The sequence below is a fragment of the Maricaulis sp. CAU 1757 genome, from assembly GCF_054482675.1.
In genome coordinates this window covers 1-15,449 of the sequence record NZ_JBTLRI010000002.1, presented here as the reverse complement: position 1 = coordinate 15,449, position 15,449 = coordinate 1, and the positions used below count along the sequence as shown (strand labels likewise).

Annotated in this window: 13 protein-coding genes and 1 pseudogene; 10 read left to right on the top strand and 4 right to left on the bottom strand. The window is 62.9% G+C overall.

Features of this window, described 5'->3' with window-relative positions:
• Window positions 1-417 (bottom strand): annotated as a pseudogene (locus ACXYMR_RS06325) (amidase); the annotation flags it as partial.
• 180 nt (window positions 418-597) lie between these two features.
• Here ACXYMR_RS06325 and ACXYMR_RS06320 point away from each other — a divergent pair.
• The 4 genes from ACXYMR_RS06320 to ACXYMR_RS06305 all read left to right on the top strand — a co-directional run bounded on the left by ACXYMR_RS06320 (window position 598) and on the right by ACXYMR_RS06305 (window position 3,606).
• A complete protein-coding gene (locus ACXYMR_RS06320) occupies window positions 598-1,524 on the top strand; it encodes a hypothetical protein (protein ID WP_458941945.1) in 927 nt (308 codons plus the stop codon).
• 58 nt (window positions 1,525-1,582) lie between these two features.
• Window positions 1,583-2,371 (top strand): hypothetical protein, encoded by a 789-nt coding sequence (locus ACXYMR_RS06315; protein ID WP_458941944.1) that lies wholly within the window; start codon window positions 1,583-1,585, stop codon window positions 2,369-2,371.
• 147 nt (window positions 2,372-2,518) lie between these two features.
• Window positions 2,519-2,863 carry a hypothetical protein gene (locus ACXYMR_RS06310; RefSeq protein ID WP_458941943.1) on the top strand — a complete coding sequence of 115 codons (345 nt, stop codon included), beginning with the start codon at window positions 2,519-2,521 and terminating at the stop codon, window positions 2,861-2,863.
• 65 nt (window positions 2,864-2,928) lie between these two features.
• Entirely contained in the window at window positions 2,929-3,606 is a 678-nt protein-coding gene (locus ACXYMR_RS06305; protein WP_458941942.1) for a glutathione S-transferase, read from the top strand.
• Window positions 3,607-3,647: 41 nt separating this feature from the next.
• Here the strand turns inward: ACXYMR_RS06305 and ACXYMR_RS06300 are convergent, their stop codons facing one another.
• Window positions 3,648-5,066, bottom strand: a complete 1,419-nt coding sequence (locus ACXYMR_RS06300) for a M20/M25/M40 family metallo-hydrolase (protein WP_458941941.1) — start codon at window positions 5,064-5,066, stop codon at window positions 3,648-3,650.
• Between the two features lie 109 nt (window positions 5,067-5,175).
• Between ACXYMR_RS06300 and ACXYMR_RS06295 the strand changes: the two genes are divergently transcribed.
• Window positions 5,176-6,120, top strand: coding sequence for a pirin family protein (locus ACXYMR_RS06295; protein ID WP_458941940.1), 945 nt, complete (start codon window positions 5,176-5,178; stop codon window positions 6,118-6,120).
• A gap of 12 nt (window positions 6,121-6,132) precedes the next feature.
• On the opposite strand, the gene ACXYMR_RS06290 is transcribed toward ACXYMR_RS06295, so the two are convergent.
• The gene (locus tag ACXYMR_RS06290) at window positions 6,133-7,338 is read right to left on the bottom strand and encodes a DUF2891 domain-containing protein (protein WP_458941939.1); all 1,206 of its coding nucleotides are present in this window, start codon (window positions 7,336-7,338) and stop codon (window positions 6,133-6,135) included.
• Window positions 7,339-7,484: 146 nt separating this feature from the next.
• Between ACXYMR_RS06290 and ACXYMR_RS06285 the strand changes: the two genes are divergently transcribed.
• A complete protein-coding gene (locus ACXYMR_RS06285; protein WP_458941938.1) occupies window positions 7,485-9,119 on the top strand; it encodes a phosphoenolpyruvate carboxykinase in 1,635 nt (544 codons plus the stop codon).
• A 53-nt stretch (window positions 9,120-9,172) separates the two neighbouring features.
• On the opposite strand, the gene ACXYMR_RS06280 is transcribed toward ACXYMR_RS06285, so the two are convergent.
• Window positions 9,173-9,574 (bottom strand): hypothetical protein, encoded by a 402-nt coding sequence (locus tag ACXYMR_RS06280; protein WP_458941937.1) that lies wholly within the window; start codon window positions 9,572-9,574, stop codon window positions 9,173-9,175.
• 409 nt (window positions 9,575-9,983) lie between these two features.
• Here ACXYMR_RS06280 and ACXYMR_RS06275 point away from each other — a divergent pair, with 409 nt between their 5' ends.
• From ACXYMR_RS06275 to ACXYMR_RS06260, 4 genes are all read left to right on the top strand, one after another.
• Window positions 9,984-11,780 carry a homoserine dehydrogenase gene (locus ACXYMR_RS06275; protein ID WP_458941936.1) on the top strand — a complete coding sequence of 599 codons (1,797 nt, stop codon included), beginning with the start codon at window positions 9,984-9,986 and terminating at the stop codon, window positions 11,778-11,780.
• Complete coding sequence (locus ACXYMR_RS06270) at window positions 11,777-12,718, top strand: homoserine kinase (protein ID WP_458941935.1); 942 nt, start codon at window positions 11,777-11,779, stop codon at window positions 12,716-12,718. The genes ACXYMR_RS06275 and ACXYMR_RS06270 overlap by 4 nt, the downstream gene beginning before the upstream one ends.
• Window positions 12,715-13,989 carry a threonine synthase gene (gene thrC, locus ACXYMR_RS06265; RefSeq protein ID WP_458941934.1) on the top strand — a complete coding sequence of 425 codons (1,275 nt, stop codon included), beginning with the start codon at window positions 12,715-12,717 and terminating at the stop codon, window positions 13,987-13,989. Before ACXYMR_RS06270 ends, thrC begins: the two co-directional genes overlap by 4 nt.
• A gap of 63 nt (window positions 13,990-14,052) precedes the next feature.
• Complete coding sequence (locus ACXYMR_RS06260; protein WP_458941933.1) at window positions 14,053-15,273, top strand: prolyl hydroxylase family protein; 1,221 nt, start codon at window positions 14,053-14,055, stop codon at window positions 15,271-15,273.
• Window positions 15,274-15,449: the final 176 nt, after the last annotated feature.

The following is a 15,449-nucleotide window of genomic DNA, read 5'->3' as shown; positions in this document are numbered from 1 at the left end:
CCAGGCTGACAGCTTCCACACCGGGGCGAACGCGATATCGGTCTCCCCGGCGGGAAGTGGACCGGCCTCGCCATTGCCGCCCGAGACCCTGTTGTCCTGACCACGATAGGTCCGTCCAGGCAGACGAGGGTCAAAGACACAGGCCGGTGCGAGGCTGTTGGGTTTCTCCAGAGCCCGCAATTGAGCGGTTCGTTCGATCCACTCCTCGATGCCGTCCACCAGCTGTTCGCGCTCGGCATCGCTGTACCGAATATCGAACAAGGACTCCGCGGCCTCTATGTCCGGCGTCCATGTTGTCGGCGCCGGAGCCTGCTGGGCAGGCTGCGCGGCTGTCGGTGTCGCTCCAGCGGCTCCCCCCAGCGCGACCAGGCAACCACCGCGCAACAGGTCTCGTCTTGACGTTCCCGATCTTGCCATCGTGTCCTCCCGCTCGACAATTCCGCCACACCTTCGAGCATTTCTGGGCGGATTCAAACAGCTGGGGCAAATTTTGGACGGTTATCCCGAAATCGCCGCAATTCGCCCTTTTCAGCGCACAATCCTTCATTAACCACGAGTTCCAACTACCCGACCGGCTGTCAAATAATGGGGAAGTCCATGCCTCTGGATCATCGAGTCGCACCGCTTCAGATGCGCGAGCAGAACACGACAGAACGAGATCAGTACTCTGCTCCCCGTGAAGTCGTCGCAGCACCGGGCATGAAGTCGGTGGATCTGAGCATTGCCCGCAAGATCACCGAAGGCCGGCACGCCGACTTGCTGAAGTTCAGGCGCACTTGGGGCGGAGCCTACGAGGATGCGGACCTTTCCAAGGAAACCGCGATCAAGCCGATCGACCGGGCCGCCATTTACCCCAAGTCCCACATCCTGCATTTCTCCGTTCTCGCAGCCCTGATCCTGTTTGAAGGCCTGGCCAACGCCTATTTCTTTTCGCGCGGCTCGGATCTGGGCTTGCTGGGAGGCTGGTTGCAGGCCATCACGGTCTCCTTCACCAATGTCATCGCCGCCTTCTTCCTCGTCGGCTTCATCGGCCTGCGGCACATGTCCAACGTGCGCAAGCCGGTCATAGCCGGTCTGGCCGGTATCGGTGTGACTGTTTCGGTTGTCGCCCTGCTTGCGCTCAATCTGACCGCTTCGCATTTTCGCGATCTGCTGGAACTGAATGCCGCAACACTGGCCCTCGGCGGTGCGGAGACGACCGGGCAGGTTTTAGCACCTGTCGAGGCTGCCTTCTCCAACCCGCTGGGCATCCAGACGCTTGAGGCGATGCTTTTGCTCGTCTTAGGCATCACCTTCGCTGCCATCGCGGCATACAAGGGACGTACCTTCGACGATGCCATTCCGGGCTATGGCGGGGTGACACGGCGCCTTGAGGCCGCTGTGCGCGATCTGCGCAAGTCGATCGACACGGTCGGACGCGACAGCCGTAAACTGAGCGCAGACGAACAAGCCGAATTGGCCGTCGCCCGCGAGGTATTGGAGAGCGCCTGTATCGATCTGGCCGGCCCCAGCGTCCGCGGCTAAGCTGTAGCGCGAATCCGGTGCCCGCGGCACCTCCACCTGCGTGTCGACCGAGGAAGCCATGTCCGGACGCGACCTGATCGGTCTGTTCAATCTGCTCATCATCACGGCCGTGCTGGGTGTGATCAGCTACGCCGCCTTCGTGCTGAAGCCGGCCGAGTACGATGCAGAGACCCTTTGCCTCGCCGACACGGTCCCGCCACATCGCGTGGTCGTCATCGACAAGACCGACCTCTATTCTCCGCTTCAGGCCGAGACGATTGCCAATCTGGTTCGCGCTGAACGGGACCGGCTCGCGGTCGGAGAGCGGTTCTCCCTCTACGAGCTGAGCGAAAGCGGCGAACTGCGCAATACCCACCGGTTTTCGCTGTGCAACCCGGGCGCCGGCGAACAGGTCAATCCGCTTTATCGCAATCCGGACCGGGTCCAGGCGCGCTATAACGCGCTGTTCGACATCCCCCTGCAGACTGCCCTCGCCGACCTGGTGGCGCCCAAGAACGCACCTAGCAGCCCGATCATCGAGGCGCTGGCCCGGCTGTCCCAGGATCGCACCTTCGATCCCTCTGCGCCGCATCGCCAAGCCGTTCTGGTATCGGACATGCTGCAGAACTCTGCCCTCTTCACGGTCTATGGGCGCCGTCATCTCGACCTGGCGGATCGGGTGCCCCCAGCGGCCGACATCGCCCGACAGATCCAGGTGCAATACGGCGACAGTCTGCGCGGGCTCAGCCTCGAGATCCGGGTCATCGAACGGCCCGGATGGGAGATCGAGCAACGCGGATCACTCATGGCCTACTGGGACGAGATTTTCGCCCAATTGGGCGTCGAAGCGTCCTGGTACGAGCTGTAGGAAGCGAAGCCAGGTCTAGCGGCGAAGAGCGCCGCCGGTTTTCCACACCCTTATGTCGTGATGCATAGGATATGCATTCCCAAAAGCGGCGGATCACACAATATCTTGTGTAGTTCTTCATTAGAACCGCAAGAAGTGGGATGCGTCATGATTGCCCCGAGACCCCGCCCGGACCGCTCCTCGTCCACCTCGAAACAGAGCTCAGCGAGGGAGGTCTCCCTCGCCCAATTGCTGGACACCGACATTATTTCCTTCTGCGCCGGCCACTATCGCCTGACCGAACTTGCCTTCACCCTGGCCGATCACGGTCACGTCCATGTGGGTCAGGTAGCCCAGCTCACGCCAGCGACGGTCAGGGATCTGGCCGATGGTGATCAGGCACAGGTCCTGCGCCTACGCCGCCTGCTAATCCAGTCCGACCTTGATTTCGGGCTTGTCTTCGAAACCTGGCAGGCCCCCGACGTCAACGCCCTCGACACGGCCTTCGAATAAGGTGCAGCATGGCAATCCGGATCGTCGGTCCGGACGTATACCGCTTGTTTCCGCCGAGGCTTGCCATGATCACCGTCCACCATCTCAACAATTCCCGCTCGCAACGCATCCTCTGGCTGCTAGAGGAAGCCGGTCTCGAATATGAGATCCGCAAATACATGCGGGACCCCGAGACAATGCGGGCACCGAGCGAGCTGCGCGACATCCACCCGCTCGGCAAATCTCCCGTCATCACGGACGGCGACCAGGTGATCGCGGAGAGCGGTGCCATTGTCGACTATGTGGTCGAACATTACGCAACCCAGCTCCGTCCGGACCGCGATGTCGCCGCCTATCGGGATTATGTCTACTGGCTGCACTTTGCGGAAGGAACGGCCATGCCGCCGCTGCTGGTCAAGTTGCTGGTAGAGCGCATCCGGACCGCCAAAGCGCCCTTTTTCATCAAGCCGATCGCGCGCTCGATCGCGAACAGGCTGGAAGCAGCTTACGTGAAACCGGAGCTGGCAGGCGTGTTCGGCTATGTTGAATCCCGTTTGTCGGAATCGGACTGGCTGGCCGGCGACACGTTTACTGCCGCGGACATCCAGATGAGCTTTCCGCTGGAGGCCGCCATCGCGCGGATGGGGGCAAAGGCGCCCTACCCGGCCACCAAGGCCTATGTGGAGCGGCTGCATGCGCGTCCGGCTTATCAACGCGCCCTCGAGCGCGGTGGCGAGTACGGCATCATCGCCAGCTCGGACTGAGCAAAACGGGGCGCCCTAAGCGCCCCGTTTTTCATTATCTTCTATTGTTCTTCAGCCGCTTCGGCGCGGAACTCGACCTCGCTGTCAGCGGCGAGGTAAACGAGTGCCGCGTAGGCCGCGACGTTCTGCGCCAGCTCTTGCGGGTCGATCTTGTCGAGCGTGTCATCCGGCGTGTGGTGCAGATCGAAATAATCCGACCCGTTCTGGTTCAGACGCACGGTCGGGACCCCGGCCGCGGCCAGCGGAATGATGTCCGGTCCGCCGCCCGGCACATTGCTACCCCCGCGCAGAATCCCCAGCGGCGCAATCACCCGTCCGATCTCGTCGACCAACTGGGTGGCCGGCTCGGAAACGTTTGAATTCAGCTGCCAGATCGTGCGCGCGCCAAAATCGGACTCGGTAGCAAGGACGTGGTTGCCGATCTCATCGGCGTGGGCCTCGGCATAGGCGCGAGCGCCCAGCAGCCCGACCTCTTCCGCCCCGAACATGACCACGCGGATCGTTCGGCGCGGCCGCTCAGGCAGTTGGGCGATCAACTGCGCAGCGGCAACCGTGATGGCCACGCCGGCTCCATCGTCGACAGCGCCAGTTCCTAGGTCCCAGCTATCCAGGTGACCGCCGATCAGCACGATCTCTTCGGGAGCCTCGCTGCCGACAAGGTCGAGCACGACATTGCCGCTGGTCACGTCTCCGTGCCAGGCCGCGGTCGAACTCAATTCCAGCTCGAGGCTTTCGCCCAGATTGTGCAGACGGCGCAGGTGATCCGCGTCGGGATTAGAAATCGCAATGACGGGAATGCGAGCCCAGTCACCCTCGAGCGACGACATCATGCCAGTGTGAGGATTGCGGTGATTATCCGATCCGACCGAGCGCACGACCAGAGCCGTGGCTCCTGTACGCTCCGCGTGTTGCCAACCAATACGACGACGCGGATTGGCCGGACCGTAACCGGCACCTGTCTGGCTCGGCACCATGCGGTCACCGTCAACGAAAGCAATGCGGCCTTCCAGGCTTCCGTCTGGCGCGGCCACGAGGTCCGCAATGGATCGGAAGTAAACAACATCGCCCTCGATCGCGGCACCATCAGGCGAAGCTGCCGAGCCGCCAAGCGCGGTGCCATACAGGGGTTGCTCGTAGGGAGCGGTCAGACGGATATCGAGCTCGCCACGCTCCCAGTAGGGCATGGTGAATTCCTCAACCGTCACCCGGTCGAAACCCAGGCGTTCGCCCAGCGCCTTGCCCCAGGCCCGCCCGCGCGCCTCGGCTTCCGAGCCAGCCAGGCGCGGCCCGACTTCCGTGGTCAGGGATTCGACGATCTCATAAGCGAGGTCGCTGTCGAGCGCCTGTTCGATAAGGCGCTCGGCGGTGGCGCGCTGGTTATCGCTGACGAGCGGTTCGGATTGAGCCCAGCCGGCGCCGCTTACCGCGACGACACCGAGGGCGGCTATGATTGATTTCATGGTGCACTCCCGACACATTTGAAGGCCACTATGCGGACGCGTTCCGGCAACGCAAGCCGCACGCCTGATATCCGTCGGATGTAGACTGGCCCCAAAGAGGAATACCGCCATGACCAAGACCAGCATCGAACAGATCATCTCTGCTCGTCCGCGCGACTTGGGTGGCTTCGAAGTGCGGCGCGTCCTGCCCTTCGCCAAACGCCGCATGGTTGGTCCGTTCATCTTCTTTGACCAGATCGGTCCGGCCCGGTTCGACGCCGGTCACGGCATCGACGTCCGCCCGCACCCCCATATCGGACTGGCAACAGTGACTTACCTGTTCGAAGGCGCACTGCGTCACCGCGACTCGCTGGGCGTGGACCAGGTCATCCGCCCCGGCGACGTCAACTGGATGACAGCCGGGCGGGGCGTGGTGCACTCGGAACGCACGCCCGATCTAGAGCGCAGCGAAGGCCACACTCTCTACGGCATCCAGACCTGGGTGGCGTTGCCTGACGGGCAGGAAGAGATAGACGCCGCGTTCTCGCACCTACCCGAACGGGAATTGCCAAGTTTCTTCCGCGACGAAGTCCGCTACAGGCTGATTCTCGGTTCGGCCTGGGAGCACACCTCACCGGTCGAGGTCCACAGCCCGATTGTCTACCTGCACGCCGAAATGCCGGCAGGGACGACAACTCGCATTGATCTTCCGGATGAGGAACGGGCCATCTATCTGGTTGAGGGGAGCGTGCGCATTGATGATCAGCCGATGGAAACCGGCAGCCTTGCCGTATTGCGCTCCGACAGTGTCGCCCGTGTTGAAGCCGACCAGGGAAGCACCCTGATGATATGTGGCGGCGCAAGTATCGGCCCTCGGCTGGTTGACTGGAATTTCGTCGCCAGTAGCCGGAACCTTATCGACGCGGCCCGGCAGGACTGGAAACGCGCGGGAGAGAATGACTTTCCGGCAGACGGCCGCTTCAGGATGCCGGAAGGCGAGGATGAGTTCATACCCCTGCCAGACGACGAGACCTCACGCGCCGCCCGCCCTTCTCCCGGTCTTCCCACCAGCTGACCCCGGCGCGCTCTACTGCGCCCCGGGACCCGGTTGAGGCACATCGAGGCCCCTTCGCGTCACCAGATAGGTTGCAAAGCTCGCCAGCCAGTGACCGCCGGCATAACTCTCACCATTGACCGCCGCCAGCCCGGCCTCGGCATGCGCATCGCGGGCGGCGACCAGGGCCGGGATACGCGCATCGTCCTGCGGAAGGCTGTCGGCGATGCCATCCAGGTTCCAGGCACGGGACAGGTTAAGCCCGTCCAGATGCACGAGTTTGCCATCGCTCGGGTCGAGGACGATTCCGGGCTCAAGCCAGTCAGCGGTCGCCTCATGCGGAATATCGGGCAGAAAACGTCCAAGCCAGTCAGCGAACTCATCGGGAGCCAGAACACGACGCATCAGGTCGGCTTCCATCAGACAGGGCGAGAGAAAATCTTCGCCGGATGGTTCCCAGGCGATCGGGCAATTCTCGTCATCTGCAAAGAACTCGATGGCCTTGCCGATGATGAGACTTTCCAGTTCGCGGTCGCCGGATGTACGGGCCCAGTCAAGCGCCAGTGCTAGACCGAAAGCCGTCTGATTATGGGTGCCGATCCGGACAGGATAGGCAAGGTTCGGCAACCAGCTTTGAAAGCGCGCCGATATTTCACGTTCCAGCGGCTCCAGTGCCTGGCCCCAGCGTGCGGCGCGCGGATCCTCCCACTCACGCAATTCCGTGCCCAGCTGTAGCAGCCATGCCAGCCCATAGGGCCGCTCAAACGAGGCTCGACCGTCGGCCTGGAAATACGCGGTTTCGCCAAGCAGGTTATCGGCCGTCAGGTGCCGGTCGAGCACTTCCTCTGCCTGCGCTGCGCCAGGCGTGTCCGGGAACTGCCGCACCAGTCGAACCATCAGCCAATGCCCATGCACCGCAGAGTGCCAATCATAGCATCCGTAGAAAGCCGGATAGAGGTCGCGCGGCGCCTGCGCATCGGCGTCTCCATTCAGTACGTGGGATATCTTGTTGGGGTATTCGCGCTCGGCGCACTCCAGGGCGAGGGTCAGAAATCGTGCGCTGTCGACGACCGCTGCCTGGGCAGTGGCGCTTCCAGCTGCTGCGCTACAAGCTAATGAGACAATTGTACAAATGCCGATCGCGTAACGCTGGAACATGAGTTTCCCCTTCTTTGGCGGCCCCTTCGAACCGTGCCATTTTGACTTTTCTGACTCCGGTTCATCTGGTACCGGCGACATTGCAGAGCCGTTCGGAAGCGCTGGCAAGGGAATTGCTGGAAGGCCAACCGAAGTCCGGGCACAGGCCCAATATCAGGGTGCTGCACCGAGCAAAACAGAGTAGACTTGTGCTTCGATTGCATGGGTTGACAGTGGGGGAAAACACGATGGCCAAAACCGAAACTGGCATGAGTGCACTTGCCGATCTCGGCATCAAGAATGCGACAATTCACCTGAACTGGAACGAAGCCCGCCTTTATCAGGAAGCGGTTCGGCGTGGTGAAGGCGAAGTCGCCGCCGGCGGCCCCCTCGTAGTTCGTACAGGCGCTCATACCGGACGGTCGGCCAAGGACAAGTTCACGGTGCGCGACAGCGAAACCGAGGAAAACGTCTGGTGGGACAATAACGCGTCCATGGAACCGGAGCAGTTCGCAACCTTGTGGAACGACTTCCGTGCCCACATGGAAGGCAAGGAACTATTCGTACAGCAATTGTTCGGCGGCGCCGACCTGGATCATCGCCTGCCGGTTCGGGTGATCAACGAGCTGACTTGGCATTCCCTCTTCATCCGCCACCTCCTGCGGGTTCCGGCTAATAGTGAGTACGAGGGGTTCGCCCCGGAATTCACCATCATCAACCTTCCCAGTTTCAAGGCTGACCCGGCGCGCCATGGCACCAATTCGGAAACCGTCATCGGTGTCGATTTCGCTCGCAAGCTGGTGCTGATCGGCGGCACCTCCTACGCCGGCGAAACCAAGAAGTCGGTCTTCACCATTCTCAACTACCTGCTGCCGGCCAAGCAGATCATGCCGATGCACTGCTCGGTCAATGTCGGCGATGAGGGTGATGCCGCCATTTTCTTCGGCCTGTCGGGCACCGGAAAGACAACCCTGTCGGCGGATGCCTCACGCACCCTCATCGGTGATGACGAACACGGCTGGTCTGAAAACGGCCTGTTCAACTTCGAGGGCGGTTGCTACGCCAAGATGATCCGGTTGTCTGCAGAGGCTGAACCCGAGATTCACGCCACGACGCGCATGTGGGGGACGGTGCTCGAGAATGTCGTCATGGACCCGGTCACCCGCGAACTTGACCTCGATGACGGCTCACTTGCCGAGAACAGCCGTGGCGCTTACCCGCTGTCGGCCATTCCCAATGCATCGGAAACCGGTCGCTGCGGCCATCCAAAGAACCTGATCATGCTGACCTGTGACGCTTTCGGCATCATGCCGCCGATCGCCAAGCTCACACCGGCCCAGGCCATGTACCATTTCCTGTCCGGGTACACCGCCAAGGTCGCCGGCACCGAAAAGGGCGTGACCGAACCGACGGCAACCTTCTCGGCCTGTTTCGGAGCCCCGTTCATGCCGCGCCATCCAGCGGAGTACGGTGCCTTGCTGCGCGACCTCATTGCCGAGCACAATGTCGATTGCTGGCTGGTCAATACAGGTTGGACCGGCGGCGCTCATGGGACCGGTCACCGGATGCCGATCAAGGCAACCCGCGCACTCCTCAATGCTGCCTTGGACGGCTCCCTGAAGCAGGCCCAGTTCCGGCAGGATCCCAATTTCGGCTTCATGGTTCCGGTCAAGGTGGACGGGGTCGACGCGTCCATTCTCGATCCGCGTTCGACCTGGTCCGACAAGAGTGCCTACGACCACCAGGCTGCTCGCTTGGTGGACATGTTCGTCGCCAACTTCGTGAAGTTTGAAAATCACGTGGCACCCTATGTGCGAGCGGCCGCGCCCAGAGCCGCAGGCAAGGCGCCGGCAAAAAAGCTTGAAACTGCTGCTGCGGAATAGATCGGCTTGCAGAGACAAGACAGCCCGGGTCGTTTCGGCCCGGGCTTTTTTTGTCAGGCCCCGCCGCCGCGAGGGGCCAGCCTTGCCCCTAGCCACGCCGCCGGAAGGAAGATGGTCAGGCCGAACACCCACATCCAGAAGGGGCTGGGAATGAGGATCAGGTTGGTAAGCCCGGCGAACAGCAATCCTCCCCCCGTGATCAGGGCGAGGAATACATGGCGCTGTCCCGCAACCAAGGCGGTCACGAAACCCGCGACGACTGCGGCTCCGCCCCATGCCAGGACAACCGCAAGACGATTGATGTCCGGCACATCGCGAAAGGTCTGCGGCCTTTCGGGGTCAAGCACCACCCCGTCTGGCAGCGGCAGCAGGACGTGGCCCGCATACTCTAACAGGCCCGTTGCCACCCCACCGGCGACCACACCGAGCAGCACTGCAAGGATTGATCTGAACATTGTTCCCACCCTGATTTCACGGCTAGCGCCTAGGTCTTCGCCGCATTTCATTCCAGTCCGGTGGCAATTGAAGACTTGACGAGCCGCCAAATATCAACTTGCCTAGTGACGCGTGGATCGTGTCGAGACGCGCACTAGCCACTGGACCCGCTTTTCATGTCACCCGCTTCGTTTAGCACAATGTCTGCCCTGCCCGGCGCCGGATCGATGCCCTCGATCTGCGCAGTGACCTGTGTGCTCACCATGGCGATGACTACCACGACCACCACTGGCCACAGGGGGGCCGTCGACGTGCGCTAGAGAAACAATCTTCGCGAACCGAGACAAACCGCTCCCCGAACCCGGCGAGCGGTTTTTTTGTGCCCTCATCTCACCCAAACCCGCAGCACATCCTACAGGACAGTATCCAATGAATTCGACATCATCAGCCCCGCCCCGTCTCAGCGTTCTTAAATTCGGCAGCTCGGTGCTGCACGATCCCGATGACTTCCTGTCTGCTGTGCACGAAATTTATCGGCACATTCGCAAGGGCGAGAAGGTCGTCGCGGTCGTATCGGCCATGGCTGGAGAAACGGATCAGCTATTCGGCTTCGCAGAGACGCTCAAATCCTCTGATGCCGAGCCGCTTACGGCACGACTGGTTCGGTGCGGCGAACTCAAGGCTGCCGCCCTGCTTGGCCTGGCTCTTGCCCGATCTGGAATTCCCGGCCAGGTCATGGATCCCCACGAAGCCGGACTGACCTCGGACGGACCAGCCCTGGATGCGGAGATTACCGGTCTCGACAGATCGCGCATTCGCTCCCGACTTGACGCAGTCGATGTCGTGGTTATCCCGGGCTTCTTCGGCGACGGGCCCGACGGCCCGCTGACTTTTGGACGCGGCGGAACCGACCTGACAGCGGTCGAGATCGCCATTCGGCTTGGCGCCGATCAGCTTCGCTTGATCAAAGATGTCGACGGCGTTTACAGCGCCGACCCCGTCACCTCTGCCCAGGCTCGGCGGCTAGATCATGTCAGCTACACAACCGCAATCCGGATCAGTCAGGGACTGATACAGGAGAAGGCAATTGTGCGGGCCGCGGAGGTCGGATTGCCCATCGAAGTGGCCGCGTTGGGCCGCAGCTATGGTTCTCTCATCTCGCACGATGCCGAACCGATTTCACAAACCGGCCCGCTTGCCGCAGGTCGTCAACTCCGCGTGACGCTGCTCGGTCATGGCTCGGTCGGTGCGGGAGTCGCTCGTCACCTGCTCGCCCATAGCGACCTGTTCGATCTCGGGCCGGTGCTGGTTCGAGCCCCGGACGTGCACCGTCGGAAAGCCCCCCAGCTGGCTTTCACGGATTCCCCGCACAACGCATTCCTTCACAATCCCGACGTGGTCATAGACACAATGGGCGCCGCAGAGCTTGCGACTGACATCATGGCTCGGGCGCTCGGCGAGGGCCGACACGTGGTCTCTGCTGACAAGGCTGCACTGGAAGCTTGCGGAGAAAGGCTTCACAAGATCGCAGATGCAAGCGGGGCCCGACTGCTTTACGGCGCGGCGGTCGGCGGTGGAGTCCCGATGATCGAGCGGGTGGCTGCCGCCATTCCCGATGGCCTGGAGCACATCGAGGCTGTGCTGAACGGGACCTGCAATTTCGTGCTCGACGCACTGGGCCAAGGCTGTGCCTTCGAGCCTGCCGTGGAAGCGGCTCGGCAAGCCGGCCTCGCAGAGGCTGACCCATCCGCCGACCTCAACGGGATGGATGCGGCTCGCAAACTGGCCATCCTGGCGCGCCACGGGTTCGGACAGACAATCGATCTGGCCGACATCCCCTGCGAGCCACTCGATGCGCGCATCATCAATGCCATCGACCGTGCCCGGCTGTCCGGGCAGGTCGTGCGTCAGATTGGCAGGCTTGAGCGCCGGTCGGATGGCGAGCTCGAGGCGCGCATCGAATTGAGAAGTCTCCCGCGGGACCATTCATTCGCGCGCCTGAAGGGGGCTGAGAACGCCATACAGATCGTCACCAAGTCCGGTTCATCCGAATACAGGGGAGCGGGAGCGGGCCGCTGGCCAACAGCGGAAGCGGTGTTCGCGGACGTCATGGATATTCAGCGCCACCACTCACCAGCGCGACGCTGTTCAGAGCCGCTGGTCGACGCCGCCATTCATCCGCTACCTTCACCGGGATACGCCAGCGCAATAGGACTTCGTCCATGACCTCCCTGACCGTAGCGAAAGCCAGCGCTCCAGCCAGTATTGGCAATGTGGCAGTTGGATTCGACGTCTTGGGGCTGGCCTTTGATGCGGTGCGTGACACCGTACAAATCTGGCGGGAAGGCCAGCCAGGGGTTCGTCTGGGTTCGGTGACCGGTTTGACCTCGTCTCTCCCCCCTGATCCAGCCGAAAATTGCGCTCTTGCAGCAGCGGGTGAAGTGTTTCGGTGCGCCGGCGCGCGCCACGGCGCTCGTGTCGATATTCACAAGGGAATCCCGCTTTCAGCCGGTATGGGAGGGTCTGCGGCGTCCGCTGTCGCGGCAGCCGGCGCCGCTAACGCCCTGCTGGGCTCGCCCTTCACGCCGACCGAGCTCCTGCCCATGGCTATGGAAGGCGAACGCGTGTCCGCCAACCCGCCGCCCTGGGATAACGTCATGGCTTCCCTCTTCGGCGGGCTGGTCCTCGCCGCTCGCCTAGACCCGCCGCTGATCCGTCCGCTGCCTCTCCCCTCGGCCACCTCCTGCATCCTGTTTCACCCTGACCGGCAGATAGAGACCCGCCGCGCCCGTGAACTGCTCTCGGCCAGCATAGCCCTTCCGACTGCCGTCGAGCACAGCCGCAACATGGCCACCTTCATAGCCGGGTGCGCCCTCGACGATCGGGAACTCCTGGCTGCCGGGCTGCGTGACATCCTGATCGAACCTCAACGCCGTCCGCTTCTGCCCGAACTGGGCCCCGTGCAGGCGGCAGCGCTCGAGGCCGGGGCCATTGGCTGCTCATTCTCCGGATCGGGACCCTCGGTATTTGCCTGGGCGTGTAACAGAGACCTGGCCGCTGTCGAGGCCGCCATGAGGGCTGCATTTCAGACCGCCGGCTGTCCGGTATCGGTCTACGACGCCCCCTTGCAGTCGGCTGGGCTACGAGTGGAACCCACGGAATGATGTACCAATCCACCCGAGGCAAGGCCGACCCGGTTGACGCCGGGCAAGCCCTGATTGCCGGGCTCGCCCCTGATGGGGGCCTTTACTGGCCACAAGACCTGCCGCTCTTCGAGCCGTCGGAGTTTTCCGACTGCGGCACTGCAGCACAGGTCTCCGCCCGCCTTCTGACCCCATTCCTGGCAGGTAGCCAGACCGCGCAGACACTCGGTGCCATTTGCGCCGCCAGCTTCGACCAGCCCTTGCCAATCGTTCAACCTGACCGAGCCTCACCCTCGCTCCACGTTCTGGAACTGTTTCACGGCCCGACCGCCGCCTTCAAGGACATCGGTGCCCGCTTCCTGCTCGCCGCGCTGGCCGCGGAGTGCGCGGACAAACCGCCCACCATCCTGGTCGCAACATCCGGCGATACCGGAGCCGCTGTCGGTGCTGCAGCAGAGGCTCAGGGCGACTGCCCGGCATTCATCCTCTATCCCAAGGGACGTGTTTCGGCCGTCCAGGAGGCGCAACTTACGGCCTGGAATCCACCAGTGGAGGCCATCCGCATCAGCGACGACTTTGATGCCTGCCAGCGTCTGGTCAAGCAGGCGCTGTCGGATCCGGCATTGGCCTCGCGGCACCGGCTGACGTCCGCCAACTCCATCAGCATCGGCCGCCTCTTGCCGCAGATGGGGTATTGGGCACACGCGGCGCTTTCCCTCGCCGCCAAAGGTCGCCGGCCGGGTCTGATCATCCCGACTGGAAACCTGGGCAATGCACTCGCGGCCATGATGGCCCGCGCCTGCGGACTGCCGATTGGTCCGATCATTCTGGCCACGAACGCCAACGCCACCCTGTCCGATTGGCATTCGACCGGCCAGTTCAGACCCCGGCATTCCATCGCCACTCTGGCCAATGCCATGGATGTCGGGGCACCGAGCAATTTCGAGCGCCTCCGACATCTACCCGGCGACCCCGTAGCCGGCGTCATCGCTGTCCAGGACGCGGCCATCCGCAGCCGGATCAAGCGGACCTATCAAACAACTGACTACTGCCCCTGCCCTCACACCGCCACGGGCCTGGAAGCCTACTTCCGGCTCAGCCGCTCAACCCGAACTGAGCGGCCCTGGCTGGTGGCCGCCACCGCCCACCCGGCCAAGTTCTCCAATGTCATTGCCCCCCTGATCGGTACTGCACCGGAGGCCCCGGACGCGCTCAAGAAAATCTGCGAGCGGCCAGCCCGGGTCCATGACCGACCGGCAAGCCTGACTGCAATCACCGACTTGTTGTCCTGAACCCGCCGGGCCCCTGCACCAGCGCTTTGCAGCAGACAGGTGCTATGGATTAGTCTGCCCTGTGTGAGCGAAACCCCGTCTTCCATCGCCCCCGTTCTGGGCTCTGCCCTCGAGCACTGGCGCTCGGGGCGCAGCGAGGCTGCCCTGACCGAACTGGAATCGGCTCTGCTCGCAGGCGAGTTCCAGCTGGCCGCGCCCTTGATCAACCTGGCCGGTCGGCCGGACGCACCGGCCGACGCACTGAGCCGGTCCAGAGCCATTCTCGGGCGGTTGCCGGACCACCCCGGCCTCAGTCGTCATATCGCCTATCTCGACCTCATAACGGGGCGTGCTTGCCTGGAGGAGATCCTCTCAAATCGCATGGATGCGGTTAAAACGGGTGATTCCCAAGCGGCCCTGGAACTCGGCCTGCTGAGCCTCATGACGGGCTCGGTTGCATCTGCCAGGCCTTGGCTCGACCAGGCTGCAAAGCTCGGCTCCGGGCATGCTATCGCGGCCAAGCTGCGCCTCTGCGCCGAGGCCGGCCAAATCGACCCCTCGACCCGTGACAGCGCTGCCGCTCTCGTCGCAAGTGGCCACCCCTTGGCCGGGCACCTGCGCTCCGTCACCCAGGCCCTGCCCCTAGGTGATCCCGACACGACTGCCCCGCTGCAAGCGGCCGAACTCGCACGGCGCCTCACCGAGCCGGACCTCATCGCCCAAGCGCTCAGCACTGACCCGCGCATCATTGCGTTCGAAACAGCGGTGCCCAGAGCTGTTTGTGATTACCTTGCGGCTGGCACGGCCCAATTGCTTCGCCCGGCCGAGATATTTGACCCCGCCTCCGGCCAAACACGGCCGGATCCCTACCGGACCTCCCTGACCGCCAGCCTTGGAGAGGACGCCATGGATCTCGTCCTGTGGGCGATCAAACACAGGCTGGCCCGCCTCGCCGGCAGTGAGCTGGCGCGGGCTGAGGCGATGGCTGTCCTGGCATACAGGCCGGGCGATGAGTATCGCCGCCATTTCGACTTCCTCATTGCCGACGGAGCCGCCGCCAGCGCTGATCTGGAAGCGCGCGGCCAGCGCCGCCACACGGTGCTGTTGCGCCTCAATGATGAGTTCGAGGGTGGAGCGACATACTTCCCCCGCCTTGATATCCGCTGGCAGGACAGGGCGGGAGGGGCGCTTGCCTTCGACAATCTCGACCAGAATGGTGACGGAAATCCACTGACCCTGCACGCTGGCGAGCCAGTTGCATCAGGTACCAAGCTGCTGGCCAGCCTGTGGCTCCGGGAGCGCTAGAGCGCGCCGCACCGTCGGACGCCAGGCCAAACGCAAAATGCCCCGCTCAATCGAGCGGGGCATATTTTGCATTTTGATTATTGTGGAGGGATCTTGTTGTCTCTGGCGTGCAGACCGGGCGACGACCTACTCTCCCACGTCTTAAGACGCAGTACCATCGGCGCTAGGGGTCTTGA

Bases quoted from the DNA above. Each gene is read 5' to 3' on its own strand.
- ACXYMR_RS06320 (WP_458941945.1), top strand. From the start codon at position 598: ATGCCTCTGGATCATCGAGTCGCACCGCTTCAGATGCGCGAGCAGAAC.
- ACXYMR_RS06315 (WP_458941944.1), top strand. From the start codon at position 1,583: ATGTCCGGACGCGACCTGATCGGTCTGTTCAATCTGCTCATCATCACG.
- ACXYMR_RS06310 (WP_458941943.1), top strand. From the start codon at position 2,519: ATGATTGCCCCGAGACCCCGCCCGGACCGCTCCTCGTCCACCTCGAAA.
- ACXYMR_RS06305 (WP_458941942.1), top strand. From the start codon at position 2,929: ATGATCACCGTCCACCATCTCAACAATTCCCGCTCGCAACGCATCCTC.
- ACXYMR_RS06300 (WP_458941941.1), bottom strand. From the start codon at position 5,066: ATGAAATCAATCATAGCCGCCCTCGGTGTCGTCGCGGTAAGCGGCGCC.
- ACXYMR_RS06295 (WP_458941940.1), top strand. From the start codon at position 5,176: ATGACCAAGACCAGCATCGAACAGATCATCTCTGCTCGTCCGCGCGAC.
- ACXYMR_RS06290 (WP_458941939.1), bottom strand. From the start codon at position 7,338: ATGTCGCCGGTACCAGATGAACCGGAGTCAGAAAAGTCAAAATGGCAC.
- ACXYMR_RS06285 (WP_458941938.1), top strand. From the start codon at position 7,485: ATGGCCAAAACCGAAACTGGCATGAGTGCACTTGCCGATCTCGGCATC.
- ACXYMR_RS06280 (WP_458941937.1), bottom strand. From the start codon at position 9,574: ATGTTCAGATCAATCCTTGCAGTGCTGCTCGGTGTGGTCGCCGGTGGG.
- ACXYMR_RS06275 (WP_458941936.1), top strand. From the start codon at position 9,984: ATGAATTCGACATCATCAGCCCCGCCCCGTCTCAGCGTTCTTAAATTC.
- ACXYMR_RS06270 (WP_458941935.1), top strand. From the start codon at position 11,777: ATGACCTCCCTGACCGTAGCGAAAGCCAGCGCTCCAGCCAGTATTGGC.
- thrC (WP_458941934.1), top strand. From the start codon at position 12,715: ATGATGTACCAATCCACCCGAGGCAAGGCCGACCCGGTTGACGCCGGG.